Annotated in this window: 23 protein-coding genes; 2 read left to right on the top strand and 21 right to left on the bottom strand. The window is 58.1% G+C overall.

Going from position 1 to position 24,679, the window contains the following annotated elements:
• Positions 1–150 precede the first annotated feature (150 nt).
• Positions 151–1,404 carry an Mbeg1-like protein gene (locus tag HMPREF9451_RS03775; protein ID WP_187364030.1) on the top strand — a complete coding sequence of 418 codons (1,254 nt, stop codon included), beginning with the start codon at positions 151–153 and terminating at the stop codon, positions 1,402–1,404.
• 90 nt (positions 1,405–1,494) lie between these two features.
• Entirely contained in the window at positions 1,495–2,442 is a 948-nt protein-coding gene (locus HMPREF9451_RS03780) for a prenyltransferase (protein WP_009138984.1), read from the top strand.
• A gap of 165 nt (positions 2,443–2,607) precedes the next feature.
• Here HMPREF9451_RS03780 and gluQRS read toward each other — a convergent pair whose 3' ends face one another.
• From gluQRS to HMPREF9451_RS03885, 21 genes are all read right to left on the bottom strand, one after another.
• Complete coding sequence (gene gluQRS / locus HMPREF9451_RS03785; protein ID WP_009138985.1) at positions 2,608–3,600, bottom strand: tRNA glutamyl-Q(34) synthetase GluQRS; 993 nt, start codon at positions 3,598–3,600, stop codon at positions 2,608–2,610.
• Positions 3,601–3,633: 33 nt separating this feature from the next.
• Positions 3,634–4,998, bottom strand: a complete 1,365-nt coding sequence (locus HMPREF9451_RS03790; protein WP_009138986.1) for a phenylacetate--CoA ligase family protein — start codon at positions 4,996–4,998, stop codon at positions 3,634–3,636.
• A gap of 4 nt (positions 4,999–5,002) precedes the next feature.
• Complete coding sequence (locus HMPREF9451_RS03795; RefSeq protein WP_009138987.1) at positions 5,003–5,464, bottom strand: amino acid-binding protein; 462 nt, start codon at positions 5,462–5,464, stop codon at positions 5,003–5,005.
• A gap of 3 nt (positions 5,465–5,467) precedes the next feature.
• Positions 5,468–6,064, bottom strand: a complete 597-nt coding sequence (locus HMPREF9451_RS03800) for an indolepyruvate oxidoreductase subunit beta (protein WP_009138988.1) — start codon at positions 6,062–6,064, stop codon at positions 5,468–5,470.
• On the bottom strand, positions 6,057–7,799 hold the full coding sequence (locus HMPREF9451_RS03805) for a thiamine pyrophosphate-dependent enzyme (protein WP_009138989.1): 1,743 nt from the start codon (positions 7,797–7,799) through the stop codon (positions 6,057–6,059). The genes HMPREF9451_RS03800 and HMPREF9451_RS03805 overlap by 8 nt, the downstream gene beginning before the upstream one ends.
• A gap of 30 nt (positions 7,800–7,829) precedes the next feature.
• Complete coding sequence (locus HMPREF9451_RS03810) at positions 7,830–8,282, bottom strand: FHA domain-containing protein (RefSeq protein ID WP_009138990.1); 453 nt, start codon at positions 8,280–8,282, stop codon at positions 7,830–7,832.
• A gap of 47 nt (positions 8,283–8,329) precedes the next feature.
• The gene (locus HMPREF9451_RS03815) at positions 8,330–9,805 is read right to left on the bottom strand and encodes a D-alanyl-D-alanine carboxypeptidase family protein (RefSeq protein WP_009138991.1); all 1,476 of its coding nucleotides are present in this window, start codon (positions 9,803–9,805) and stop codon (positions 8,330–8,332) included.
• Complete coding sequence (locus HMPREF9451_RS03820) at positions 9,798–10,226, bottom strand: amino acid-binding protein (protein WP_009138992.1); 429 nt, start codon at positions 10,224–10,226, stop codon at positions 9,798–9,800. Before HMPREF9451_RS03820 ends, HMPREF9451_RS03815 begins: the two co-directional genes overlap by 8 nt.
• Positions 10,227–10,275: 49 nt before the next feature.
• Complete coding sequence (locus tag HMPREF9451_RS03825) at positions 10,276–11,580, bottom strand: phenylacetate--CoA ligase family protein (protein ID WP_009138993.1); 1,305 nt, start codon at positions 11,578–11,580, stop codon at positions 10,276–10,278.
• A 112-nt stretch (positions 11,581–11,692) separates the two neighbouring features.
• Complete coding sequence (locus HMPREF9451_RS03830) at positions 11,693–12,328, bottom strand: CDP-alcohol phosphatidyltransferase family protein (protein WP_009138994.1); 636 nt, start codon at positions 12,326–12,328, stop codon at positions 11,693–11,695.
• Positions 12,329–12,502: 174 nt separating this feature from the next.
• A complete protein-coding gene (locus HMPREF9451_RS03835; protein ID WP_009138995.1) occupies positions 12,503–12,943 on the bottom strand; it encodes a 4Fe-4S dicluster domain-containing protein in 441 nt (146 codons plus the stop codon).
• Positions 12,944–12,950: 7 nt separating this feature from the next.
• Entirely contained in the window at positions 12,951–14,039 is a 1,089-nt protein-coding gene (locus HMPREF9451_RS03840; RefSeq protein ID WP_009138996.1) for a hydrogenase large subunit, read from the bottom strand.
• 2 nt (positions 14,040–14,041) lie between these two features.
• Positions 14,042–14,701: an NADH-quinone oxidoreductase subunit C gene (locus HMPREF9451_RS03845; protein ID WP_009138997.1), complete on the bottom strand. Its 660-nt coding sequence runs from the start codon at positions 14,699–14,701 to the stop codon at positions 14,042–14,044.
• A 4-nt stretch (positions 14,702–14,705) separates the two neighbouring features.
• Positions 14,706–15,152 carry an NADH-quinone oxidoreductase subunit B family protein gene (locus tag HMPREF9451_RS03850; protein WP_009138998.1) on the bottom strand — a complete coding sequence of 149 codons (447 nt, stop codon included), beginning with the start codon at positions 15,150–15,152 and terminating at the stop codon, positions 14,706–14,708.
• Between the two features lie 10 nt (positions 15,153–15,162).
• Positions 15,163–18,024, bottom strand: coding sequence for a proton-conducting transporter transmembrane domain-containing protein (locus HMPREF9451_RS03855; RefSeq protein ID WP_009138999.1), 2,862 nt, complete (start codon positions 18,022–18,024; stop codon positions 15,163–15,165).
• A 220-nt stretch (positions 18,025–18,244) separates the two neighbouring features.
• A complete protein-coding gene (locus tag HMPREF9451_RS03860) occupies positions 18,245–18,616 on the bottom strand; it encodes a PaaI family thioesterase (protein ID WP_009139000.1) in 372 nt (123 codons plus the stop codon).
• A gap of 104 nt (positions 18,617–18,720) precedes the next feature.
• Positions 18,721–20,106 carry an MGDG synthase family glycosyltransferase gene (locus HMPREF9451_RS03865; protein ID WP_232204090.1) on the bottom strand — a complete coding sequence of 462 codons (1,386 nt, stop codon included), beginning with the start codon at positions 20,104–20,106 and terminating at the stop codon, positions 18,721–18,723.
• An 86-nt stretch (positions 20,107–20,192) separates the two neighbouring features.
• The gene (locus tag HMPREF9451_RS03870) at positions 20,193–21,038 is read right to left on the bottom strand and encodes a hypothetical protein (RefSeq protein WP_009139002.1); all 846 of its coding nucleotides are present in this window, start codon (positions 21,036–21,038) and stop codon (positions 20,193–20,195) included.
• A 127-nt stretch (positions 21,039–21,165) separates the two neighbouring features.
• Positions 21,166–22,155, bottom strand: coding sequence for a 2-thiouracil desulfurase family protein (locus tag HMPREF9451_RS09375; RefSeq protein WP_009139003.1), 990 nt, complete (start codon positions 22,153–22,155; stop codon positions 21,166–21,168).
• 156 nt (positions 22,156–22,311) lie between these two features.
• Positions 22,312–23,793: an aldehyde dehydrogenase family protein gene (locus HMPREF9451_RS03880; protein ID WP_009139004.1), complete on the bottom strand. Its 1,482-nt coding sequence runs from the start codon at positions 23,791–23,793 to the stop codon at positions 22,312–22,314.
• Between the two features lie 311 nt (positions 23,794–24,104).
• On the bottom strand, positions 24,105–24,638 hold the full coding sequence (locus HMPREF9451_RS03885) for an adenine phosphoribosyltransferase (RefSeq protein WP_009139005.1): 534 nt from the start codon (positions 24,636–24,638) through the stop codon (positions 24,105–24,107).
• Positions 24,639–24,679: the final 41 nt, after the last annotated feature.

Consider the following 24,679-nt stretch of genomic DNA (forward strand, 5'->3'; position numbering starts at 1 on the left):
CGACGAGCGGACACCCCGCGCGGTTGCGATTTGCGTGACTTCTTTCTTCGAAATGTAAGAATACTACAGCGTGTTCTTAGGCCTGCGCTACAATAATCCGCGCCAAAGGGCAGGCCGACAGGCATGATTCGAACGAAGGCTGGACAGAACATGGAAGAACCGAACGCTGAACCGATTGCGCGTGCCGCACGCGAACCGCGCCATCCCTCGCTCAATACGTCCCTGCTTTCTGCGGCTTCGCAAGAAGACACCATGGTCGATTACCTCAAAAACCACCCTCAGGGCTTTTCGGAGATGCCCTTCAATTCCGTAGACAGCCTTATCCTCTCAACGCTTTCGTACCTTGACTTGGATTCGTACCCATACGAAGACGTACTCGGAGGCGACGGCGTTCCCATCGTGGACATCGTCCGCTTCTCGGAATTCGAATCGCTTCTTAACGGCGGATGGATTTCCGCCTCGAAAGAGCTCCCCGCCTTTGTTGAGGCGCTTCTTCGCTGCCGCAGATTCGCCGACCTCTCCGTGCGTTATTTCGTGCAGGAAGACGCCGCCGCCATAGAAAAGCAGTTCTGCGCATGCACGTTCTCCTTCGGAGGAAAGACTCCCCTGTACTATCTCGCGTTTCGCGGTACAGACGGTACTCTTGCGGGATGGAAAGAAGACTTCAACCTCAGCTATAGGAAAGTCATCCCTTCCCAGCGCTCGGCCGAGCGCTACGTCTCGGGGGTGCTCTCGGCGTTGCCGTCCGATGCGCGCATCATGGTAGGCGGCCACTCAAAAGGCGGAAACCTTGCCGAATTCGCCGCGGCCACGGTCGACGAGACGAGCTACGAGAGAATCGAACGCATCTTCAACCACGACGGACCAAGCTTCCTCAATTCTCCCTCTCCCCGCTTCGAGGAGCAGCATTTCAAGGACAAGCTGGACAAAACGGTCCCGGAATCGTCCATCTTCGGAATGATGCTCGAGCATCGAGATGATTTCTCCGTTGTCCAGTCGCAGGCGACGGGCATCTTCCAACACAACCCGTTCTCGTGGCTCACCTGCGGCGACGACTTCTTGTATCAGGAATCGCTCAACCCTTCGGCGGCTTTTTTCGACCAGACGCTCGACCGCTGGTTGAAAAGCTGCACACCGGAGCAGCGGGAGACCTTCATCGACACCATATACGAGCTCATCATCTCAAGCGACGCCACAAGCTGGCAGGAGTTCAACGGCGCGTGGCTGCCGAACGTCGCCGGCGTCTTACGCGACGGCAAAAATCTCGACCACGAAACCAAAGAGATCATCTTGCACACCATCCGCAACTTCGGAAGCGTTGCAAGCGCATCGGTGCGCGAGCGTTTCGGCAGCTTCATCGAGAGAATGCGTGCCATGGCGAGGTTGGGGGATAACCAAGCCTAGCCATGGCGCCATGCCCCGCAAGCCGGCAGCAAGCCGCAGAACATGAATAATAACGCCGCCCACAAGCGGCAAGAAGAAAGGAACGAACCCATGACCGAAATGGAGCCGAAGCAAGAGCGTTACGATGCGTTCACCGTGCGCATGGCGATTCAGCTCGCCGCTCCGCACACATGGCCGGCTGCCATTATCCCCTGCCTTATCGCCGTGTGCGCCGCCTCGGTTTTCTCCGAAACCGTCAGCATGTCGCTCGCGATTGCCCTGCTCGTCATCTGCATCTTGATGCAGTCGGCGGTCAACACCTTCAACGACTACTATGATTTTGTCAAAGGTGCGGACTCGCTCGACGACAACGTCGAAGAATCCGACGCCACGCTGGTGTACAACAACGTGAACCCCCGCGCCGCACGCAACCTCGCCCTTGGTTTTCTTGCCGCGGCATTCGCCCTGGGAGCCTATGCCATATATTGTGCAGGCTGGATTCCGCTGGCCATCGGCGTAATAGGCGCATTTTTCGTCGTGGTGTACTCCGCAGGAAAAACGCCTATATCGTATCTGCCCCTGGGAGAGGCGGTAAGCGGTGTTGTCATGGGAGGTCTTATTCCGCTTGCCTGCTATCAAGTCCTTACCAGGCATCTCGACTTCGCCGTTTTGCTCTGGGCCACGCCTGAGATAATCGGCGTCGGACTTATCATGCTGACAAACAATACGTGCGATAGGGAAAAAGATATCGAATCGGGCCGAAGAACGCTTCCCCGCCTTCTGGGGCGAGACCGTGCATTGAAGCTGTACCATGCAGCCCTCGTCGTATGGGTTTGCGCCATAGTGGCGATTTGCGCGATTTACTTCAGCCGGGGACTGCTTGTCATACCGTTCATGCTGCTTGCGTCTTATCCTCTGCTCAAGGCGCTTTTTGCAAATCCCCTGATTCCCGCTTCGCGCATCGGCGCCATGGCTCAAATCTGCAGCGTGAACATCGCCCTCGGCGCATTCTACGCCGCCGCAATCATGGCGAACAGCACGGCGGCTTTCGTTTTGTAGCCAAAGGAACGCGATCTTACGCCATATGGCATCGCAATCTCACGAAAGTCGCTTTACCATTCGAAAGTTCGCAAGCTCCACTCCGCGACGTTCTGCCGTTTTGCCGCAAACGACCTCATACCCCATGCTCTCAAAAAAAGGACGGGCAGTAAGAGAAGGCTTTTCTCATTCCCATACAATCGACTTCGTGTCGATGAAAGATTCGGAAAGCGCCTGCGGATCGAAGCAATGAAGCAGTTCTTCAGGGGCTACCGGATCGCATGTCGACGCGAGCCCTGTCATGCCCGCAATCTGACCAATCACCGCACGGTGGGACCCAAAACGAGCGATAAGGGCATCGAGCTCTGCATCGCTGTTTCTCTTCGAGAGACGCCTGCCGTCTTTTGCAACAAGAAGCGGTACATGTGCGTAGGCAGAATGAGCAAGACCCAGCAAATTCTGAAGATACATCTGCTGCGGAGTCGAAGAAAGCAAATCGACGCCGCGCACGACAGAAGTAATGCCCTGATCGGCGTCATCCACCACCACAGCGAGCTGGTATGCATATGCGCCGTCGGAGCGGCGCACGACGAAGTCCCCGCATTCCCTGGAGAGGTTCTGGCAAACGCGCCCCTGGATGCAGTCGTCGAATTCGACGAATTCGTCGGGGACGATGAGCCTTTCGGCGGGCGTTCGAACAAGACTTTTTTCGAAACGCTGCGAAGAATCGAGGTTCCGGCACGTGCCGGAATAGACGAAACGCTCCCCAGCATGCGGAGCAGAGGCCGCGTGCAAATCGGCCCTCGTGCAAAAGCACGGGTATACCAGCCCCTTCTCTTCGAGCATCCTGAACGCGCTTTCGTAGGCCTCTTCCCTATCGTGCTGGAAAAAAGGCCCTTCGTCCCAAAACAGCCCCAAGGCTTCAAAGTCCCTCATCACCGCGTCGATATAGCGCTGCTTCGAACGCTGCGCGTCGAGGTCTTCGATGCGCAGGACGATTTTGCCGCCCTGCGATTTCGCAATCAACCAAGCAACGAGGGCGGAAAAAATATTCCCCGCATGCATGCGCCCCGTAGGAGAAGGAGCGAACCTCCCTTTCACGGGAGGTTCGCCCTGCTTCGTCTTGCGGGTATGTGGCTTGATAATGCTCATGTTTGCAACCCAAAATTCCCATGCCATGCCGTGCCATGGCGGCGCAACGATGCAATCGCTCTATTTCACGCGTCGATCTTCGACATGCTTCATCTTGCCGACGCTACGCTCGATGCCGCCAGGCTCCACCAGCTTCACTTTGGAACCCACGAGCAAAACGCCCTTGAGCTTTTCTTCGATATGGCGTCGGAACGCGTCCATTTCCTCGAAGGAGTCGGAGAATGCCTCGGGGCGCAGCTCTACATGCACGGTCATGCGATCAAGGCCCGTCTCGTTGTCGACGACGATGCGGTAATGGGGCGTGACCCCTGCAATTCCCGAGAGAACGTCTTCGACCTGGCTGGGAAAGACGTTCGTTCCGCGGATGATGAGCATGTCGTCGGAGCGCGAACGCACCTTCTGCATGCGTGCGGTCGTACGACCGCACGCGCAAGGCTCGGTCACGACGCGTGTTAAATCATGGGTACGGTAACGAAGCACCGGGATGGCATGCTTGCCGAGCGGGGTCAGGATGAGCTCGCCCATCTCTCCCTCGGCAACGGGCTCGTCAGTTTCAGGGTCTACGACCTCCCACAGGAAATGGTCTTCGGCGATATGCTGCATGTCGCGCTCGGCGAGGCACTCCCCCGAAACACCGGGGCCCATGACCTCGGTCAAGCCGTAGTTGTCGGTGCATACGATATGCATGCGGCGTTCGATTTCTGCCTTCAAGGCAGGCGTGCACGGCTCGCCGCCGAACAGGCCGACGCGAAGCGTGCTCTTTTCCCAATCGAAGCCCATCTTCTCGCCGACCTCGCATACATGCAGTGCGTACGACGGCGTTGAGACAAAGACGGTCGATCCGTAATCCTGAATCATCTGAATCTGCCGCTCCGTATTGCCCGATCCCGCGGGAATCATCATGCAGCCCAGACGCTGGAGGCCGTAATGAAGACCGAATCCGCCGGTGAACATGCCATAGCCGAAAGCCATCTGGACACGGTCGCTCGGCACCACGCCCGCCATCTGAACGAGACGCATGATGCAATCGGCCCACAGATCCATGTCTTCTTTGTTATAACCGACCACAATGGGTTTGCCCGTCGTGCCCGAAGAGGCATGAAGCTCCACCACTTCATCCAGCGGCACGGCGAACAGCCCGTACGGAAATGTGTCGCGCAGAACCGCCTTGTCCGTGAAGGGAAGCTTGCGCACATCATCGAGCGTTTTGATGTCGGAAGGCTTCACGCCCATTTCGTCCATGCGCTCGCGATACCATGATACATGGCCATATGTCCATTCGACCTGGTCGATAAGGCGTGCGAGCTGAATGGCGCGAATGCGCTCGCGGCTTGCGCACTCAATCGAAGGGTTATGAATAGGCAGCTCGTCGAAGCGGCCTGCCGCAGCGGCCTTAAGCGCTGCGCCTTTTTTCGTGATATCCACCAGACTACCTGCCTTCTTCCGGAGCGTTGCCCTGCGCTTCGACGGAATCGAAATACCCCACGAGGTCGCTTTGCTCTATCAGCTCCACGGGCTCGCCGCGAAGGATATCCTCGGCCGCCTTCAGGTCTTTGACCGAAATGGCGATATAGGTCGAGATGAGAGAGTAGCTGTATACCACGTTGATGTTGTTTCGGGCCATGATTCCCATGATGCGGGCGAGCTCGCCGGGTTTGTCGGCAAGGCGCAAGCATAGCACTTCTGTCTTGGTGGCTGCCGCGCCCATCTGCTCTAGGACCGAGAGCGCTTTGTCGGGATCGTCGACGATGAAACGGACGATGCCGTAATCCCCCGTATCGGATGCGCTGTACCCGCGTACGCTGACGCGGGCTTCGTTGAACGACTCAAGCACGCGGGACATATGTCCCGGACGGCTCTCGATGAATACGCTGATTTGAGAAACACCCATGTCCTAAGCCTCCTGGTCGGCATGTTCGCGCATATAGGCGCGCGCCATGGCGAATGCTTTAAGGTTGACGTCTTTGAATCGGGCGGGAACGCGCTGCTCGATCACGCTCTCCCATACCTCTTCGGGATAGTCCAGATACGCCGAAAGCGCTCCGAGCAAAACGATGTTGACGGCCTTCGTGCTTCCGGCCTGCTTGGCGAGAAGCTCGGCCGGAACAACCTTGGCGCCATAGGATGCAAGGGTCTTGCGAGCGGCGCGCGGCATCTCGATCTTGCCCGTCAGCACAGGAAGCGGCTTGATGGATTCGTCATTGGTGATAAGCACGCCGTCGCGCTTCACGTAGTCGAGATTGCGCAGCGCCTCGGTGGTCTCGAAGGAGACGAGATAGTCGACCTCTCCTTTGTCGGCCCGCATGGAGCGCACGTTCTTTCCCAGGCGCACCACCGTCGTGACGGCCCCGCCTCGTTGCGCCATTCCATGGATTTCCGAAAGCTTCACATCATCGCCGCACGCCATTGCGCATCGTGCAAGGATATCGGCAGCAAGGAGCGCGCCCTGACCGCCGACTCCGCACAGAAGAACCGTGGTGGTGTTATTCATGGGAACCTCCCGTCTGTTCGATGCACCCGTAGGGACACGCCTGGGCGCACTGGGAGCACCCGACGCACAGGGAAGCATCGATGGAAGCCGTCTTCGTTTCAGGATCGCACGATATAGCAGGGCAGCCAAGCAGCGAACACGTCCCGCATGCACGACAGTCGCTTCTCACCTCATACGCCGCAGCGCGATCTTTGGTCAGAAGCACACACGGAGACTGGAACACGATGACGCTCAGGCAATCGGAGGCGACAGCCTCCTTAAGGGCGCGACGCGTCTCCTTCATATCCATGGGGTCGACCGTTCGAACATCGTCCACGCCAAGGGCACGCACAAGCGCGGGCAAATCGAGCTCACGGCTGGGACGATGCTGTAGCGTAACGCCGTTCACGGGATTGCCCTGGTGGCCGGTCATCGCGGTGGTGCGGTTGTCCAGGATGCATACCGTGCCCACACCGCAGTTGTAAACGGTATTGAGCAGCGAGGCGATTCCCGAATGGGCGAACGTGGAGTCGCCGATAACGGCAACGACGGGCTTATGGTCGACGCCTTCAAGACCGAGCTCGAAACCGTGAGCCATAGAAATGGACGCACCCATATCCACGCACGTGTCGATCGCCGAAAGCGGCGCCATGGCACCGAGCGTATAGCACCCGATATCACCGGTAACGATAGCTTTCATGCGAGCGAGCTCGCGGAAAACCAGACGATGGGGGCATCCAGGACAGAGCGCGGGAGGACGAGGAGGAATGCCATCGGGAACCTCGTGGCAGCTTGCGGCCTCGGCGCCGAAAGCCTGCGCGATCACACCGGGCGTGAGCTCTCCATACGGCGGGATTTCTCCTACGGGGGCTTCCAGCGCAATGCCCGCGGCTTTCACCTGATCAGAGAGATACGTAGAAGCCTCTTCGACCACGTAGACCTTCTCGACCGAATTCGCGAAGGTCTCAAGCAACTTGGGAGGAAGGGGCCAGGAAATGCCGAGCTTAAGAATGCTCGCCTCGGGCAGCGCCTCGCGCACGTGCTGATACGTCGCACCCAGGCAGATAACCCCGATCTCTGAAGAACCCTCTTCGATGCGATTCAAAGGAGAAGACTCGGCGAAGGCGCGCACGCGTTCGATGCGCTCATCGAGCGAAAGCCTGCGTCCTTTTGCGTAAAGCGGCATCATGACCCACTTTGACTGGTCTTTTTCGTAGGGCTTTCGGTCGACGGAAGCCCTCTCCCCAAGCTCTACCGGGCATTTCGTATGGGAGACACGCACGGTCGAGCGAATGAACACGGGCACGTCGAAACGCTCCGAAAGCTCGAAGGCTTCGCGCGTGAAAGCTAGCGCCTCGGCGCTGTCTGCGGGGTCGAGCATGGGAATATGCGCCGCTGCCGCATAATAATGAGAGTCCTGTTCGTTTTGAGACGAATGCATTCCCGGGTCGTCGGCCGCAAGAACGACCATGCCTCCTCCGACGCCGGTATAGGCGGCGGTGAACAGGGGGTCGGCGGCCACATTGACGCCAACGTGCTTCATCGTGGAAAGGACGCGCCTCCCAGCGGCAGACGCGCCAAGCCCAACCTCGACAGCGACCTTCTCGTTGGGACACCATTCCGCATACACGTCGGGCAGCTTCGAAAACGCCTCCATGGTTTCGGTGGAAGGCGTGCCCGGATACGCGACGCCGATCGCCGCTCCGGCCTCCCAGGCGCCTCGGGCGATAGCTTCGTTTCCAGAAATCAACTCCATAGCACTATCCTTACTTTGCAATGCCGAGCTCTACACGCGAGGGGTGGACTGGTACAAAAGGCAGAATGTGCCGATTTGAACGACATCCCCGTCGTTGAGAACGGCCTCTTTCACATTGAGATTGTTGACCCAAAGCCCGTTGAAGGAATCGGCGTCGACGATCTTGTAGCCTCCTGGAACGCGATCGAGGGTCGCATGCATACGCGAAACGGTCATGTCGTTGAGGAAGATGTCGCACTGGGGACTTCGCCCCACGGTTATCTGCTCGCAAGAAAGACGGAAGACGTTTCCGACCTGAGGACCCTTCACGATGCGCAAAGTAGCCTCTTCGAGAATGGAGGCGGAGGCGGTATTTTCCGCGGATTGCACGGTGGTGATGGGCGAAAACGCCTGCGTGCGTCCAAGAAGTTTGAATCCGCACACAGGGCATGCGGAGTCGGATTCGCCAAGCGGCGCATTGCAGACGGGGCACACGGTAGCCATGGTCATTTCCTTTCTTGCAACGGCGTCCTTCGAAGGACGCATGAGGATTATCGGTCGGAGACGGGCGAAGGCGTATTCAGGCAGACGGACGTCGCCTGAAGAGGCTGGTTCTGGAATTCTCGAACGGCCCTGTCGAACAACACGCCGATCCGCTGAAAGATGTTGGGAGCCGCCACGTCGGACGCCGCGATCAAATCGCAGCTAGCAACGGTCGTTTCGTTCTGCACGAATTCAATCGAGCCTACCACGTCTCCAGCGGATACGTCTCCCTTCAAATCGCGATACGTGACGTTTTGCTCGATGTCGCCGGCAAGGGAGAATACGCGCACGGCGATATCGGGATCGAGAACCGTTGCCGGCACAAGGCAGTCCACCCATTCGGTATGGGCGACATTCGCGACAAGAGGAGCTTGAGCCCCCTGATAGTCGACGGACGAATCGGCGTTGATGAGCCTTTGCTCGACGATGTTGCCATACATCCAGTCGAAAAGAGTCACCGTATCGGCGAAGCGGGCATCGCTGTCGGGGCTTCCGAGAACAACGCTGTAGAACTCCCCCTCATCGCGAGAGACCGCGCCTGCGAAGCAGTATCCGGCTTCTATGGTGGTTCCCGTCTTCACTCCGCAGATCCCCTCGTAGACGCCGATGAGCTCATCGGTGGACACGAGGTTGATTTCTCGATCTTGACCCTGCGCGTCCTGTACGACGATCGACGTATCCCCCGCATCGACGATTTCTCGGAAAAGGTCGTTTTCCATAGCGTAGCTCACGACGATGCCCACGTCGGCGGCGGTAGAATGGGCGTCGCTCTCGTAACCGTCCGCATCGAGTCCATGGGGATTAGAATACAGCGTATCGGAGCAGCCCAGCTCTTCGGCCTTCTCGTTCATGGCGGCGACGAAAGCCTCCAGGGCGTTCGTTCCATCGTAGGAAGGAAGAAGAGGTCCGACGCACTTCGCGATAGCGACGGCGGCGTCGTTTCCCGACGGCACCATCAACGCGTAAAGGGCGGTCTGCAAATCCATGGAATCGCCCTGCAGAAGCCCCGCAGACGACTCGCCCACCGTCGCCGCCTCTTCGTCCACGGTGACCACGGTGTCAAGCGACGCGTTCTCAAGCGCCACGATGGCCGTCATGACCTTGGTGATAGAGGCGATTTTCACCGGCTCCGAGGCATCGCGCGAGAAATACACGGTTCCGTCCTCGGATACAAGCAGAGCGTTTTCCGCCTGAATATCGGGACAAAGCGCCGCGGCTACACCCGACGACGAGATGGGCTCGGAAACAATCTCGTCGGTAGGACGCACGTCCGCATAAGCGGGCAGGCCGAACGAGACGGAAAGAACGAGCGCGCAGAGGGCGCTTTTCGCAAAAAAACCTGCAATCGTTCGCGAGGACGCGCGCCGCGGCCAGTGCAATGCACTGGCGGACGAACGCGAATCTCCTGCACCAGAAGGACGGAACCCCGTTTCAGAGTTCCGTCCTGTGTTGAAAAGACCGTTGTCGATTCCTGTTTTATTCATCGAGCGCGTAGACTTCCTCTGCCTTTACGATATCGAAACCTTTCTCAGACAGTGTAGCCTCGATGGAGGCGTCGGCCACCTTCAAAACGTCAATGGCCGTTTCTTCTCCCCGAGAAAAACAGTAGCCGTATTCGACGTTGGAACCGCACTCGTCGATGGCCTCGAGAAGAGAAGCCAGACCGCCTGCGACGTTGGGAACACGGACCGCGAGAACCTCGACGACGCGGGCGCGATAGCCCGCCTCCTCGAGAACACGGGCCGCACGCCTCGGGGTGTCGCAGAAGATGCGAACGATGCCGAAGTCCGACGTATCGGCGACAAAGAGGTCGTGCATGTTGACGTCTGCGTTCGCAAGATCTCTGCACAGGGTCGAAAGGCGTCCCTTCTCGTTCTCGAGAAGAACGGTAAGCTGCTCAATCATGATGTCTCCTTGTTCGAAGATGCGCCCTTCGCGGGCGCATCGTGCGCGATTAGTCTTTGTTACGCAGGTCTATGACGCGTTTCGCCTTGCCTTCGCTGCGCTCGATGGTCTTCGGCTCGACGATCTTGATGTCGACCGCAATCTGAAGGTTGCTCTTCAGCTCCGCCGCAAGACGACGGCGCAAATCTTCGAGGGCGCGAATTTCGTCGAAGGAAAAATCGGGCGCGGTCTCCACGCGAAGCTCCACATGATCGAGCGTGCCTTTGGTGGTGAGGACGATCTGATAATGCGGAACGATTTCGGGGAATCCGGTGATGACCTGCTCGATCTGAGACGGAAATACGTTGACGCCGCGGATGATGAGCATGTCGTCGGTGCGTCCCACGATGCGGTCGATTTTGCGATGGGTGCGTCCGCAAGCGCAAGGCTCATCAATGATGCGGGTGAGGTCGCGCGTGCGGTAGCGGATGAGAGGGCTGCACTCGCGCGTGAGCGTCGTGATTACAAGCTCGCCGAGCTGCCCGTCGGGCACGGGCTCAAGCGTCTCGGGGTCGACGATCTCGACGAGGAACTGGTCCTCGGCGACATGCAGACCGTGGCTTTCGGAGCATTCCATGGCGACACCAGGCCCCATAATCTCGGAAAGGCCGTAGACGTCGCAGTATTTCACGCCGAACTTTTGGCGAATCTCTTCACGCATATGCTCAGATGCCGGCTCTGCACCCAAGATAACACCGGAGATCGGAAAATCCTTCGCGGGATCGTAGCCCATCTCGATCGCCGTATCAGCGATGAGAAGCGCATACGAAGGCGTGGCGCAGAGGATGTCGGTTCCGAAATCCTTCATGATCTGAATCTGGCGCTTCGTATTGCCCGTGGACATGGGGACGACCGTACAGCCGGCCACCTCGCCGCCCATATGGGCCCCGAGGCCGCCCGTGAACAGGCCGTAACCATACGAAACCTGCATCGTGGATTCTGCGCTACCGCCGACCATGGCAATGCCGCGAGCGAAACAATCGCCCCAGTTCTTCAGGTCGTTTTCCGTATAGCCTACAACGGTGGCCTGACCGGTCGTGCCCGAGGAGGCATGGAGGCGCTTGACCTCGGAGCGGTCGACCGCGAACAGCCCGAACGGATACGCGTCACGCATGTCCTGCTTGACGATAAAAGGAAATCGCTTGATGTCTTCCAGGGATTCGATGGAATACGGGTCAAGACCCGCCTCGTCGAATCGTTGCTTGTACAGAGGGACGTTTTCGTACGCATGCTTGACAGCCCATCGCAAGCGTTCCACCTGCAAGGCTTCAAGTTCAGCGCGAGGCATGCACTCGATTTCCTCCTGATAGTACATCGGCGATTTCCTTTCTCTACAACACAGCGTCAAAGACAAACTTCGCCTTTGACGCTGTAATACTTTAGTCTAGTAGAGTGGATTCGTGAAGGGACAAATTCAGAAAATCGCGTCAGTCGCAAGAAATCGCGGCGCGTTCGCAACGCGCCTCCTTAAGCGCGGCGACGCCGCAGGAGACATAGACCACCGTCGTGACGAGAGCGAGAGCAAGGCCGACATACACAAACCAAATGCCCCACGAGACAGACTCGCCATTGAAGCCGGGGAGCCATGCGATATCGCACACGCCGAGACCGGGAATAAGCGGGAGGTTGAGAAGAAGCCCGGCGAATCCGATGAAAAGGAAGGTCGTAGCCACTTTTCCGAGATAAATCACGGCCACGCGCTTCTGGAAGCGCAGCAAATACGCTGCCCCGCACAGCAGGAACAGGTCGCGCACGATGACGACGACTATGATCCACAGAGGAAGCCGTCCCACGAGAAGAAGACCCAGGACGCCCGCGATCATCAGAAGCCTGTCGACGGCCGGATCGAGCAGCTGCCCGAGTCGAGAAACCGTATGCGTTCTGCGAGCAAGCTGTCCGTCGACGAAATCCGTCGACGCGGCAAGAGCGAACATAAAAGCGGCGAGAACGTCATGCCCGTCAAGAAGAAGCACGAGATACGCGGGAACCATGCAGAGGCGAACCGCCGAAACGAGGTTCGCGAGAGTGCATATCTTGTTCGTTACTTGTTCCTGCTGAGCCATGACTTCCCTTTTCGGTAAACCTGCAAACACCCGAACACGAGACGGGCGAGGAAAGATTGTAACAGCTTTCCTCGCCCGCTTCGTTTTATATCGGGATATTCGCGACACCGTCATCGAGCCGTCACGCAATCATTAGAAAGACTTGATTCTTTCTTGACGGCAATGCGCCGCGCGTCAGCTTTCGGCCTGCACCTCGCGCGCCGCCTTCGCTTCCATCGCAGCCTTGATCCGAGCCGCTTTCTCCGCTTCTTTGGCGGCCTTCTCCTCTTCGGAGGGCTCCGGTTTATGGAGCGCATCCACGCTCTTTATGCTCGACGGGAGAGGATAGTCCGGATCCATGGTCAGGCAGGTTTTCGGGCATTCACGCACGCAGGTTCCGCACTGAACGCACCGAAAACGGTCGATGGACCACTTCCCTTCCTTCTTCACGACGCTGATGGCCGCAGTCGGGCAGCGCTTTTCGCAGATGCCGCAGAGAATGCATGTGTCGATGTCGTTGAGGACTTTCCCCTTGAGGCCTTCGGGCTGAAAGCGCGTCTGAGCCGGATACATGACGGTCTCAGGCTTGCTGAACAGCGAACGCAGGGTCATCTTCCCCAGTTTGAAGCTTCCCATTGCGCCCCTACCTTTCAGAACAGCTGATGCACGGATCGATGGTCAGGATAATCATGGGCACGTCGGCCAGGTCGCATCCTTCGAGCGCTTTGACCATGCCGGCGAGATTCTGGCTGGTTGGCGTGCGCATGCGCATGCGGTCAAGGTTCTTCGTACCGTTGCCGCGGGCGTAGTAGTAGCATTCGCCGCGAGGCTGCTCGAGCACGCTTGAAGCCTGGGCGCCCTCCGGCGGAGTCAGCTTGCTCTTCGATCCGATGCCGTCGTCGGGAATCTTGGAAACGAGTTCTTCGATAATGTCGATCGACTGGCTGACCTCCAAGGCACGGACTTTGCATCGGGCGTAGCAGTCGCCCTCATCCGAGAGAATCGGCTCGAACCCTTCAAGGTCCCCATAAGCGCCCCGGCCGAGCATGCGACAGTCGTACGCCACGTTGGAAGCGCGCGCGAAAGGACCGACCATGCACAAATCTTCGGCCTGCTCCTTAGTCAGGTGCCCGATGCCGACGAGGCGACTTTTGACCGAAGTGTCTTTCAGGAAGGTGTTCGTTATCTCGCGGTACTCGTCTTTGATGCCGTTGAGCTTGTCGACGATGGCTTTCAGCTCGGTGTTCTCTATATCGCGGTTCACGCCGCCGATGCACACGGCGGACAAAATAACGCGACCGCCCGTCGTGGCTTCGAAAATGTCGAGGACGCGCTCGCGCAGGCGCCAGCAATGCATGAACAGGCTCTCGAAGCCGAAAGCATCCGCTGCAAGGCCCATCCAGAGCAGATGGGAGTGCATACGAGAAAGCTCGTGCAGAATGACGCGGATGAACTGGGCGCGTTTGGGGACTTCGACACCCATGAGGTCTTCGACCGTTTCGGCGTAGCCAAGCGAGTGGCCGAAGCTGCAGATGCCGCAGATACGCTCGGCAACGTAGATGAACTGGTGGATGTCGCGGGTTTCGACCAGCTTCTCAAGACCGCGATGGATGAAGCCTATCTGGGGTATAGCCTCGATGACATGCTCGTCTTCAACGACCAGGTCGAGATGAAGAGGCTCGGGCAAGACGGGGTGCTGCGGCCCGAAAGGTATAACTGTCGCTTTTCCCATGATTATTCGCCGCCTTTCTGGGCCGACTCGCGTGCCGCCTTCGCCTCCATAGCGGCACGGAATTTGGCTGCTTTTTCCGGATCCATTCCCGCAAGCTTCTCTTCAAGCTGCGCCTGCTTTTCCGCCTGGGCCTTTTCAGCCTCTCTCTTCGCCTTTGCTTCCATGGCGGCGCGAACCTTGGCGGCCTTCTCCGGGTCCATGCCCGCGAGCTTTTTCTCCAAATCCTCTTCCGAAGGTTTCGCGCAAGAGGCTTTAGCGGCTTTGGCGGCTGCGATTTTCGCCGCCTTCTCGCGTGCCGCCTTCTGCGCGGGAGAGATGACCGTCATCGGCTTGTCCATGGCGACCTTGTAAAAACCGCCCTTGAAATCGATGGCGATGTTCGTCACGTTCAAGCCGAATAGATCGTGCGCCTCGTTCTCGAAGGGAAATGCCGCAAGAAACGACCCCGTGACAGACGGCACGCTCTGCGTGGCGGCGTCTATCCCCTTGATCGTGTAGTTCTCCAAACTGTCGCCCTTCATGAAGGAATACAAAGCGTCGATTCCTTCCTCAGTGTTGACGCAGAGCATCTGCACGAAACGGTATCCGTCGTTCTTCTTCGCCTCGGCGAGCTCGACAAGCTCGTCGGCTCGCACTTCGGCAAACGTGGTATGCAAAGCCATGGCGCTACTCCCCCTTCTTCTTCGCTTCGGCAAGAGCCTTTGCCTTCTCTTCGAGAATAGCAAGACCCTGCACGACGCCGTCAATGATCGCCTCGGGACGAACGGCGCATCCTGGCACATACACATCGACCGGAATGGCTTTGTCAACCCCTCCTATGATGTTGTAGCAATCGTGGAAGATGCCCGCCGAGCAGGCGCAAATTCCGCACGCCACGACAACTTTCGGCTCGACCATCTGATCGTATATTTCCTGTACCACACCGATGTTCTGCTCGTTGACCGAGCCGGTGACCAGGAAAATATCGGCATGTTTGGGATTGCCCGTATTGATAATGCCGAAACGCTCAACGTCGTAGAGCGGAGTCAAGGCGGCAAGCACCTCGATATCGCAGCCGTTGCAGCTGCTGCCGTCATAGTGAATAACCCAGGGTGATTTGGAAACACTGCTCATAGCGAAACTCCTACAGGACGATAAGGACTACGAGTCCGATGATGTTGACTAGGCCGGCAACGAGCGAAACGATCCAAGCCCACTTCAGGCACGACTGCCACTTGACGCGGGCGAAGTTGTTGTCGATCCAGATCTCGAAGAAATAGATCGCCAACGCCACGACCACGGCCAGCAGGATCGAAACGGGATTGTTCCAGACGAAGAAGAGCGCAACCCAGCCGAGGAAGAGGACGTTTTCGCACCAATGCATGACTTCGACCTTCGCAAGCGTGCGGCCGCTCATTTCGGTGGTCACGCCCTTGACGAGCTCCTGGTGCGCATGATGCGAATAGGAAAGGTCGAACGGGGACTTCCTCAGCTTGATGGTAAGGACGAAAAGCAGACCGAGGAAGATAGGCCACGTTGCCACAATAATCGGGACGGGCGAGGCCATCAGCCCTGCGACGTCGAACGTGCCGATGCTAAGAACCATGCCGATAGCAACGAAGAGAATCATCGGCTCATAGGCCATGACCTGAAGCGTCTCACGGTCAGCGCCGATCTCGGCATAGGGAGAACGGGAAGAGTACGCAGCAAGGATGAAGAACAGCGCGGAAAGTGTCACGAGGAATACGCACATCAGGAAGTTTCCGCCGCCGAAGAACACGCCTCCCGCGATAAGGGTGAAGATCAGAGCGCAGGTGATATAGGTGCCCTCGACGCTGTTGACGCTCACATTGTCTTTCGCGATGAGCTTGCGAACGTCGTAGTATGGCTGCAGAAGCGGAGGACCGACGCGGCCCTGCATGCGAGCGCTGATCTTACGGTCGATGCCAGCGAGCAGGCAGCCGACAACCGGGCCGAGCACCACGAAGACGACCATGCCGATGAGGGTGGAGAAGATACCCTCGTTGAAAGACATCGTCTGGAAATACATAGGCAGGGAGAAAGAATTGATGAAATAGCTGCCTGCGAAAAGCGTAGCGGCAATGCATACGACGATGATGGCCGCGGTCAGCACGGTCGCGGGCTTATCGAGGCGTGCTTCTCCGAAAATGCCTTCGAGATACCAATTGCGAGACGTTGCCTCGCGGCTGTCTCCGAGAGACCCGCGGAAAACGCGCTTGGCGGAATCAACCGTGATGCCCGCCATATACACCGGAACAGTGCGCGCCTTGGAATTGCCCAGGGTCCCGAACAAAACGACGGCGATGAAGGCGACGATGACGGCCATGATGACCATGTTGTCAAGGCCGATCGAGGCGCCGTACGCTCCGTAGGTGCTCAGCAGATACGGCTCCACAAAATACGCCGAAAGGACGGGCATATTGATGCAGGCGGCGACGACCAAGATGGCCATCAGCACGATTGCCGACCATTCGCTCTTATATACGGTAGTCTCCACGTTTTCGCGGTGAGCAGCGATGCCGGCGAGCTTTCCGAGCCATTTCGCCCAGAACATAAACGTTGCAGCGCTGCCGAAAGCAAGCAGGACGAGAAGGACGACCTGACCCGTGGTCGCAAAGGAGACGAGCGTCGCCCATTTGGAGACTAGCATACCGAACGGAGCGATGAACATGCACATGATGCCGAGCATCATGAAGCGGGCAAGACGCGGCATGCGCTCGAAGAGCTCGTCCATGTCTTCGATGTTGCGGCTGCCGATATGATGCTCTGCCGTGCCGACACAGAGGAACAGGAGGCTTTTTGCAACGGCGTGGAAGATAACCAGGAAGATTGCAGCCCATACCGCTTCGGGGGTGCCGACGCCGGCGCAGGCGGTGATCAAGCCGAGGTTAGCAATGGTGGAGTATGCCAGCACGCGCTTGGCGTTGGACTGGGAAATAGCAAGGAACGAGCAGAACAGGAACGTAAATCCGCCCACAAGCACGACCATGCCGGAGGCGATGGGAAACGCAAGGAACAAAGGCGAGAGCTTGATGAGCAGGAAAACGCCAGCCTTGACCATGGTGGACGAGTGCAGAAGCGCACTGGTAGGCGTAGGAGCGACCATGGCGCCGAGCAGCCACGTGTGGAACGGCATCTGAGCGGCCTTGGTCATGCCCGCAAACGCCAGCAGGACAACGGGGACCGCGAACAACGCAGCGGCCGTCGTGCCTGCGGACTGCGCACCCGCCATGAGGAATTCGCTGAAAACAAGGGGAAGTCCGTTGAGGGCCGCGAACGCGATGGCGATTTGGAAGGCGACGCCGCCGAGCATGTTCATGACGACCTGGCGGAATGCGTTGTTGATGGCCTCTTCGGTCTTCGTGAAGCCGATAAGCAGGAACGAGCACAGCGTGGTGACTTCCCAAGCCGTGTAGATCCACGACATGTTGTCGGAAAACACGATGTTATACATGGCCGCAAGGAAGGCGAACATGAGCGCGAAGAACCAGGGACGGCGATCCTTTTGGTCGGCGTGGTGGCTCTGGAAGTCCTTCATGTAGCCGAGCGCATACACGCAGATGCCAGAACCGACGGTTCCGATGATGAGCGCCATGATGATGGAGAGCTCGTCGATGCGCAGCTGCGTGGAGAAGCCCACCTCGTGCATCACGGAAGTTTCAAGCCAGATGGCGATGATAATCTGAACCAGGGCGAGAACGAGGGGCAGGATGCGCTTGTAGCGAATGGCGTACGCGAGAATGAACGCACCTACCGCCATCTCTATGGCGAAGTTCACCATGCTCAAAGCGCCCGACCATTCAGCGGGAAGCTCGAAGTACACCGGACCCGAGCCGAGGTACATGACGGAAAAGACAATAGAGAGAACACCGATGGCAACGGCAAAGCCAACCGCCAGGATATCTCGAACTTTGTCGGTGCGTATTGCAAGCATGAGCAGAGCCGCAATACAAGGCACCACAACTAGGGAAACAATTATCTCCATCGTTCCTCCCTTTTTCTCCCTTGCTACCGATAAAAAATAAAGCGGCGAGTCACCTCGCCGCTGTCACTTTATCAGAGCGGATCATCGGAAAGGCAATTGGGACTTAATTGCTCACCGTTCGGCGCCGAGGCTCGGTAAACGGGGCGGAGCAACGAGCGGCGACAAAGCCAGATGGCGAGCGGAAGAATCCGTATAGAAACAATCGCGCAGACCGAAGCGCCTAAGCCATCCGCTTCGTATACGTAGTCAGCTGAGAAACGTTGAAGAGCTGGCCGTCGCTTTCACGATACTGCTCGACCTTCCAAACCTGGATTTTGCCGCCCCGTCGAACGGGAGTGGCGATGCTGCGAATGGTGTCCCCCAATTCGACTGGAAGAAGATGTGTGCTTGTAAGCTCCAACCCGACCACGCGCACGCCATCGGGAGCCTTGTATTTCGCGGCGTTGTTCGCCGTTGACTCGGCCAAATAAGCACTCATGCCGCCATGAAGAATCCCATCGGGCTGAAGCATGTCATCCACCACAGGAGTCAACAAGACAGCATGATCCTCATCGATTTCGACGAATTTTGCGCCAATACGTTCGTAGAACATTCAAACCACACCTTTCGCTGGTTCTAGCGGAATCGAGACAAATACGCTGTTGCCAGCCACCACCTTACAAGGCTTTTCGAAAGGCGTCGATGGACATATTCGCATTACCGCGTATGAGCGGGTTTGCCACCCCAATACAGCTCGATGAAATGTTTCTTGGGCTCCCCCACCGTTCCGATAAGCGACAACGCAACGTTAGCGATATCGGCCGCCGCGTTCGGCCGTCTAAGAATCTCCCCGTTTGTAAGCATGGCCTGCAGGCTGGAGGGGTTTGCATGCAGGTGCCGCAGAGCCCCCAGCAACTCTCTAGCGGTTGTCACATGCATTCCGACGCCGAGCGATGTGAGCATAAGCGTATTCGCCTTCTCCTGGCCGTACGACCTGCCCAGAAGAACCATGGGAAGCCTCGAGCAAAGGCATTCGGTCACCGTGAGACCTCCCGATTTGCAGATAGCAAGGTCGCTTGCAGCCATTAAAGCGGGCATATTGTCCACATATCCCATGACCGTCATGTTGTCGATCGCCATGGCCTGTCTCTGGCGCTCCAAGCGAAGGGCATACTCTTCATCCCTGCCGGGAAGAAAAACGAAGTGCATGCCCGACAGCCCTTTAAGGTACGCCATGGTTTCATCCATGGTCGCCCGAAACCTCACGTACGGCTGAGGCAAATGGGCGCCCGCCATGACCAGAACGACGATTTTGTCCTGAGGAAGCCCCATCTCTTCGCGTATGGCGGCGGTGTCGAATTCTTCCCCAAGCCCGCCTCGCACAGGAATCCCTGTGATCTGCATGCGCGTTTCCGGAACCTTGCGCGGACGAAGCGTCTCAGCCATCGCCTCCGTAGCGACGCAGAACATATCGGCGTCTTTGTGGGGCCACAGCCCCTCGATCTCGTAATCCGTGGGAACGCAGACAATGGGGAACCTTTGTTTGGTGAGCATCCGCGCCCCCGCCACAGCGTTTGCTGCGGTTATGTGCGTGCAGACGACGGCTATGGGTTTTCGCTGCTCGACGTAATCGGTCAGCTTCTTGAACATGACGTGCGCCCAGGATGTGCCCCCTCCCCACAGGAGGCGCCCCGTGAAGGTGAACCGCCAGGTGATATCGTATATGGGACGAGTCGGGCCCGTAAACATGGAGGCAGTTTTATCTCCGTCGAGAGGAACGCGCCCGTAATCGAGAATATCCAGCACCTCAATGCGAGTATTGGCGGGAATTCGCGCATCGCCCTCCTGGACGAGCTTCTCGAAAGCCTCCGCGACAGCAAGCGCTGCGCTTCTGTGGCCAGACCCCACAGAGGCATGCATGACGAAAATCGTAGGAACGGGAACTTCGGCGCAAAGAAACTCCTCGGCGCACTCCCTCTCTTCGCAAGGCGCTTCTCCCTGCATGCCGATTCCCTCCTCCGAAATATCTCCCTCTCCCTGAGAAGAAAGATCTTGATTTCGAGAAAGACCGAGCTCTTCTGAGCAATACCGATGATCCGCCACTGAAACCGCCTTTCATAGCATGAAAGACAAGAATAGCCCATTTTGCAAAACGACTCGTCCCCGACAGACCGCTTAGTACCGACCCGTTACGAAACGCGCGTTGCGCGGCGCGCCAGAAGCAAGCCAGTCTCGCGGGCGCCCTCTTGCACGTCGAGCGAAAAGCCCCATTCGCAGCATTTTCGGACAAGAGACGGACAATCAAGCAGACCGCCATCGAGAAAGCCGAAGCGATACGCATTCTGAGCCAGAAGCGCGTTTTCGCATGAAAAGAGTTCCGCATGCCCCGTGACATTAGAGATCCCATCCACGCAGAATTCCTCGCTCGAACGGAAGGAAACCCCGCCGAAACGCGTCGAAACCTGCTCACGGGGAAACGACACGAAAAGACGTCCAGGCTCCATGGAAACCCGCACCGCAGACCGGGCTTCGTATGAACGATGCAGAAACGCATAGGAAAGCAGAGACCCCGCGGCCGAGCGCAACCACGCGGCAAAGGCAGGCCCCGAGTCAAGCAAGACCCCGAACGCATTGCGGCAATGGCTCATGATGAAGAACAGAGCCCCTTCGAGCGCGCAGACATACGGGCTGAAGTGAGATGCCGAATCGATAAGCCCGTCATGGCGCGCGCCCGAAAAAAGACGGCACGACACAAGGGGCTCGTTGGCATCGGAGAACAAAACAGCCCCCGAGTTCGTGAGAAAGCGCCCCCGCGCAAGACCCGTGGCGTGAAGAATGGAGGCCTGATCGGAAAGCGACTGCGCAAGACGCCCGCAATTGCGCGCATGGTGGCAGGCACAGGCAAAAAGAGCCGCCTGAACGTCCTCCAAAAGGACGCCGCTCGGACGCTCATCCCAGGGTTCAATGTATTCGAGCCGTTCTATGCGATCCGCAATGCGACGCTGGTAGGCATGGTTCAGACAATTGACGGACATGACGCCTCCTTTTACAGAGAAGAGGCTGTCCTTCGAGAAAGAAGTTAGGCGATGCCAGCCGTTCGAACATCTGTTTGCATTATAAACGAACAGATGTTCGTTAGCAAGAGAGATGCCCCCGAAATCCTCATTGAAGAATTCTGGAGGAAACGCGCCACGTAACACGACTCTCCCTCCCGTCCGAAGACGCGTCTGAGCAAGAGCTACGCTCGCCCGATCGCTCGAAGCCGACACGATACAACACGACCTGCGCCGATTCGTCGAAAAAAAGCGTTTCGGTGACGGCGCTTTTATACCCGAGCTCTTCGAACGCATAGCGAAGAGACTCATGCAATGCCGAGCACGCCGCCTCGTAAGGAACGGAAGCAGAAAAACGCATGCGCAGCAGGCATTCGTCGCCGCATCCGCCCAATGCGTCGAAGCCCAGAGCCACCGCCCCCGACATCGACGCTCGAGATGCGGCCGAACGCACCCCGAACGCATGAATCCGACATACCGAAGATTCTTTCGGCCAGCACGTGGCAAACGAGGAAGCGCTCGAAAGCCCGTCGCGAAGCAATGCGCAATCTTGAAAAGACAGAGGCATCAAATCGGCGCCCCGAACATGCAGGATGGGACGTTGCTCGGGATGTTCGGAAACGAGAGGAGGAATTCCTTCGCGAAGAGCACGAGACCTCAGAAGGCAGCAAACGAAAGATTTCTCGTCGATGACGCGGATACCCGTAGCGCAAAAAGCGCGCGCAGCCATCCCGAACCCCCGAACAAGCGTTCCGGAGAACGTTCCATCATATACCTCGCCGACGCCGCACGCAGGACTCTTCGACTTCAAGACGGCGAGCGTGCAGCCGGCCTCTACCGCCCGCTCGATGCAAAGACGCGACCCTTCCCGAAATTCGATCGTGACATCTGCACCTTCGGCGTTGATAACCCTTTCTCCTCCATGAACAACGTCGATTTCGCTTGGAGGGCGCGGGCAGCCGAGACCCCCTTCCTCCTCGGGGCAAATCGGCACCACGACATGCTCGTTCAACAGCTCGATGAGACCCGGATACGTTTTGGACGAAGCGTCGAATCTGCATCGGGCTCCTAAAAGGCAATTGCTCACCGCTATGTTCATTGTCAGTACCCTTCGTCGACCCGTCTTCCGCCTTGCAGCGCGCGAAACCGCACGCTGCCTCGAATGATAGCGAAGCCGCACGCGCAAAAAGGCCGCACCGAATCGTTTTTCTCGGCGCGGCCTTTGGGGTACGGGGCTTCTTGCTGGGTTTCTATTCTAGACCGAATAGAAACCGGAAGGTTCTTCCCCTAGGTTAATCAGGATGTTTTTCGTCTGGCAATAATGATCGAGCATCATCTTATGCGTCTCGCGGCCGACGCCCGACTCCTTGTATCCGCCGAACGGGGCGCCTGCGGGAATCTGGTTATAGGTGTTCACCCACATGCGGCCCGTCTGCACCCCACGCGCCACACGGAAAGCCCGATTGATGTCGCGCGTCCATACCGCTCCGCCAAGGCCGTATACCGAGTCGTTAGCAAGGTCGATCACCTCTTGCTCGTCCTTGAACTTCATGACCACCGCGACCGGACCGAAGATCTCCTCCTGCGCTACACGGCAAGAGTTGCTCGGAACTTCGAGCAGCGTCGGCTCGAGGAAGGCGCCCTTGGCGAGCTCCCCTTCGGTCGCGCGACGGCCTCCCACGAGCACGCGGCCTCCCTCTTCTTTCGCCAATTCCACGTAGTCGAGTATCTTTTGCGCCTGGCGTTCGTCGATTTGCGACCCCATCTGGGTGTCCTCGTTCCACGGCAGACCCACCTTGACCTTCTTGAAGGCCTCAACGACTTCGGAGACGAATTCGTCGTATATATCCTCATGGACGAAGATACGGCTTCCTGCGCAGCAGACCTGGCCCTGGTTGAACAGAATACCCAGCTGGATTCCGTCGATGGCCATGTCCCTCTTGGCATCGGGGAAAACAATATTGGCCGATTTTCCACCCAGCTCGAGCGTCGCGGGGATAAGACGATCGGCCGCGGCCCGAGCAACCTCGCGCCCGACCTCGGTAGAGCCGGTGAAAGCGAGCTTGGCGATTCGTGTGTTCTCAAGCAGATATTGACCCGATTTCGAACCGCGACCCGTAACCACATTAAAGACGCCGGCGGGAATGATGCCCTGCGTCAGGCGCGCCAGCTCGAGAACGGAAAGGGACGTGGAGGAAGACGGCTTGAGAACGGTGCAGTCGCCGGCGGCGAGCACGGGCGCGAGCTTCCACGCCGCCATGAGCAGCGGGAAATTCCAGGGCACGATCTGTCCGACCACGCCGATGGGCTCATGGACCACGATCGACATCATGTTCGGCGCCACCATGTCGGCCTCGCCGGTTTCAGCAAGAAGGACGCCGGCGAAATAGCGGAAGTGCTCGGCAGAATATGCGACATCTATCGCGCGCGTCTCTCGAATGGGCTTGCCGTTGTCGATGGATTCGACGAGGGCGAGATGTTCGGCGTTTTCTTCGATGACATCGGCGATGGCGTTGAGAATGCGCGCTCGCTCGCCCTTCTGCGTCGCTTTCCATGATGCGAACGCCCCGTGAGCCGCATCCACGGCCGCGTCGACATCTTGGCGCGTCGCGTCGGCGATGCTCGCGATGCGTTCGCCGTTCGCAGGGCAATAAGTATCAAGCGTGGCTCCGTCGGAAGCATCGACCCAGCGGCCGCCGATGAAAAGCTTGTAGGAATCGGAAACGGGATACTGCATGGTATCGCTCCTTTCTCGAGGGAATCCCCTCTTTTCTGGTTCGCCATGCACTATACCCACCTGTTTTGTATGATTTCTGAGCGAAATGTTACCATTTCCTTAACATTTGATTTCCGTATTATATCACCGCTGGTCGAACGGCTATTTGAATTCGTCCCCTGCGCCTTGGGGCGCAGCCTGGCATCGTACGCGAAACGGCTTGTAGGGGCGAAACCGACGGCAAACGACCCCTCGCGCGGACCGCGTCCGAAGCCGTATCGAGCGGCAACGCTCAGCTCCTGAAACGCGGCCCTTCGTCAGAAAGCTTCGGGCTAGCCCACCTTCACGAGCGAGAACACCTCGACGTCGCTCGCCTCGGCGATGGCAGAACGCGGGTCAAGAAACGCGAGCTCCATGAGAAAGCCCATTCCGGCAAGACGAGCTCCGAAGCGTTCGACGAGATGCGCCTGGGCGACGGCCGTACCGCCCGTTGCAACCAGGTCGTCGACGAGCAGAACCACGTCGTCAGACGACAAGGCATCGGCGTGAACCTCGAGCGCGTCGGTGCCGTATTCGAGCGCATAACTCTCGCTTACCGTTTCGCGCGGGAGCTTCCCAGGCTTGCGCGCAGGAACGAAGCCGGCGTCAAGACGACGCGCGACCGGCGCGCCCACCATGAATCCCCGAGCTTCGGCTCCTATCACCTTGGTAATGCCCGCATCTTTGAAATGGTCGGCGATCGCATCGACCACCGCGGCGAATCCCTCCGAATCGGCAAGAAGCGGCGTGATGTCTTTGAAGACAACCCCAGGCTCGGGATAATCGGGAATATCGACGATCAAACGCTCGAAATCGTATGCGGCCATATCGTTCCTTTCTGTTCGTCCCTCGTAAACGCCGCGAGGGC

It is taken from the genome of Slackia piriformis YIT 12062, assembly GCF_000296445.1.
Taxonomy (GTDB): domain Bacteria; phylum Actinomycetota; class Coriobacteriia; order Coriobacteriales; family Eggerthellaceae; genus Slackia; species Slackia piriformis.

What these genes read in the sequence shown, in the direction of transcription:
- HMPREF9451_RS03850 (WP_009138998.1), bottom strand. Translation starts at nt 15,152, where the DNA reads ATGAGCAGTGTTTCCAAATCACCCTGGGTTATTCACTATGACGGCAGC.
- HMPREF9451_RS03870 (WP_009139002.1), bottom strand. Translation starts at nt 21,038, where the DNA reads ATGTCCGTCAATTGTCTGAACCATGCCTACCAGCGTCGCATTGCGGAT.
- HMPREF9451_RS03845 (WP_009138997.1), bottom strand. Translation starts at nt 14,701, where the DNA reads ATGGCTTTGCATACCACGTTTGCCGAAGTGCGAGCCGACGAGCTTGTC.
- HMPREF9451_RS03830 (WP_009138994.1), bottom strand. Translation starts at nt 12,328, where the DNA reads ATGGCTCAGCAGGAACAAGTAACGAACAAGATATGCACTCTCGCGAAC.
- HMPREF9451_RS03880 (WP_009139004.1), bottom strand. Translation starts at nt 23,793, where the DNA reads ATGCAGTATCCCGTTTCCGATTCCTACAAGCTTTTCATCGGCGGCCGC.
- HMPREF9451_RS03805 (WP_009138989.1), bottom strand. Translation starts at nt 7,799, where the DNA reads ATGGAGTTGATTTCTGGAAACGAAGCTATCGCCCGAGGCGCCTGGGAG.
- HMPREF9451_RS03800 (WP_009138988.1), bottom strand. Translation starts at nt 6,064, where the DNA reads ATGAATAACACCACCACGGTTCTTCTGTGCGGAGTCGGCGGTCAGGGC.
- HMPREF9451_RS03840 (WP_009138996.1), bottom strand. Translation starts at nt 14,039, where the DNA reads ATGGGAAAAGCGACAGTTATACCTTTCGGGCCGCAGCACCCCGTCTTG.
- HMPREF9451_RS03835 (WP_009138995.1), bottom strand. Translation starts at nt 12,943, where the DNA reads ATGGGAAGCTTCAAACTGGGGAAGATGACCCTGCGTTCGCTGTTCAGC.
- HMPREF9451_RS03810 (WP_009138990.1), bottom strand. Translation starts at nt 8,282, where the DNA reads ATGGCTACCGTGTGCCCCGTCTGCAATGCGCCGCTTGGCGAATCCGAC.
- gluQRS (WP_009138985.1), bottom strand. Translation starts at nt 3,600, where the DNA reads ATGGCATGGGAATTTTGGGTTGCAAACATGAGCATTATCAAGCCACAT.
- HMPREF9451_RS03820 (WP_009138992.1), bottom strand. Translation starts at nt 10,226, where the DNA reads ATGATTGAGCAGCTTACCGTTCTTCTCGAGAACGAGAAGGGACGCCTT.
- HMPREF9451_RS03795 (WP_009138987.1), bottom strand. Translation starts at nt 5,464, where the DNA reads ATGGGTGTTTCTCAAATCAGCGTATTCATCGAGAGCCGTCCGGGACAT.
- HMPREF9451_RS09375 (WP_009139003.1), bottom strand. Translation starts at nt 22,155, where the DNA reads ATGAACATAGCGGTGAGCAATTGCCTTTTAGGAGCCCGATGCAGATTC.
- HMPREF9451_RS03815 (WP_009138991.1), bottom strand. Translation starts at nt 9,805, where the DNA reads ATGAATAAAACAGGAATCGACAACGGTCTTTTCAACACAGGACGGAAC.
- HMPREF9451_RS03775 (WP_187364030.1), top strand. Translation starts at nt 151, where the DNA reads ATGGAAGAACCGAACGCTGAACCGATTGCGCGTGCCGCACGCGAACCG.
- HMPREF9451_RS03860 (WP_009139000.1), bottom strand. Translation starts at nt 18,616, where the DNA reads ATGTTCTACGAACGTATTGGCGCAAAATTCGTCGAAATCGATGAGGAT.
- HMPREF9451_RS03825 (WP_009138993.1), bottom strand. Translation starts at nt 11,580, where the DNA reads ATGTACTATCAGGAGGAAATCGAGTGCATGCCTCGCGCTGAACTTGAA.
- HMPREF9451_RS03885 (WP_009139005.1), bottom strand. Translation starts at nt 24,638, where the DNA reads ATGGCCGCATACGATTTCGAGCGTTTGATCGTCGATATTCCCGATTAT.
- HMPREF9451_RS03855 (WP_009138999.1), bottom strand. Translation starts at nt 18,024, where the DNA reads ATGGAGATAATTGTTTCCCTAGTTGTGGTGCCTTGTATTGCGGCTCTG.
- HMPREF9451_RS03780 (WP_009138984.1), top strand. Translation starts at nt 1,495, where the DNA reads ATGACCGAAATGGAGCCGAAGCAAGAGCGTTACGATGCGTTCACCGTG.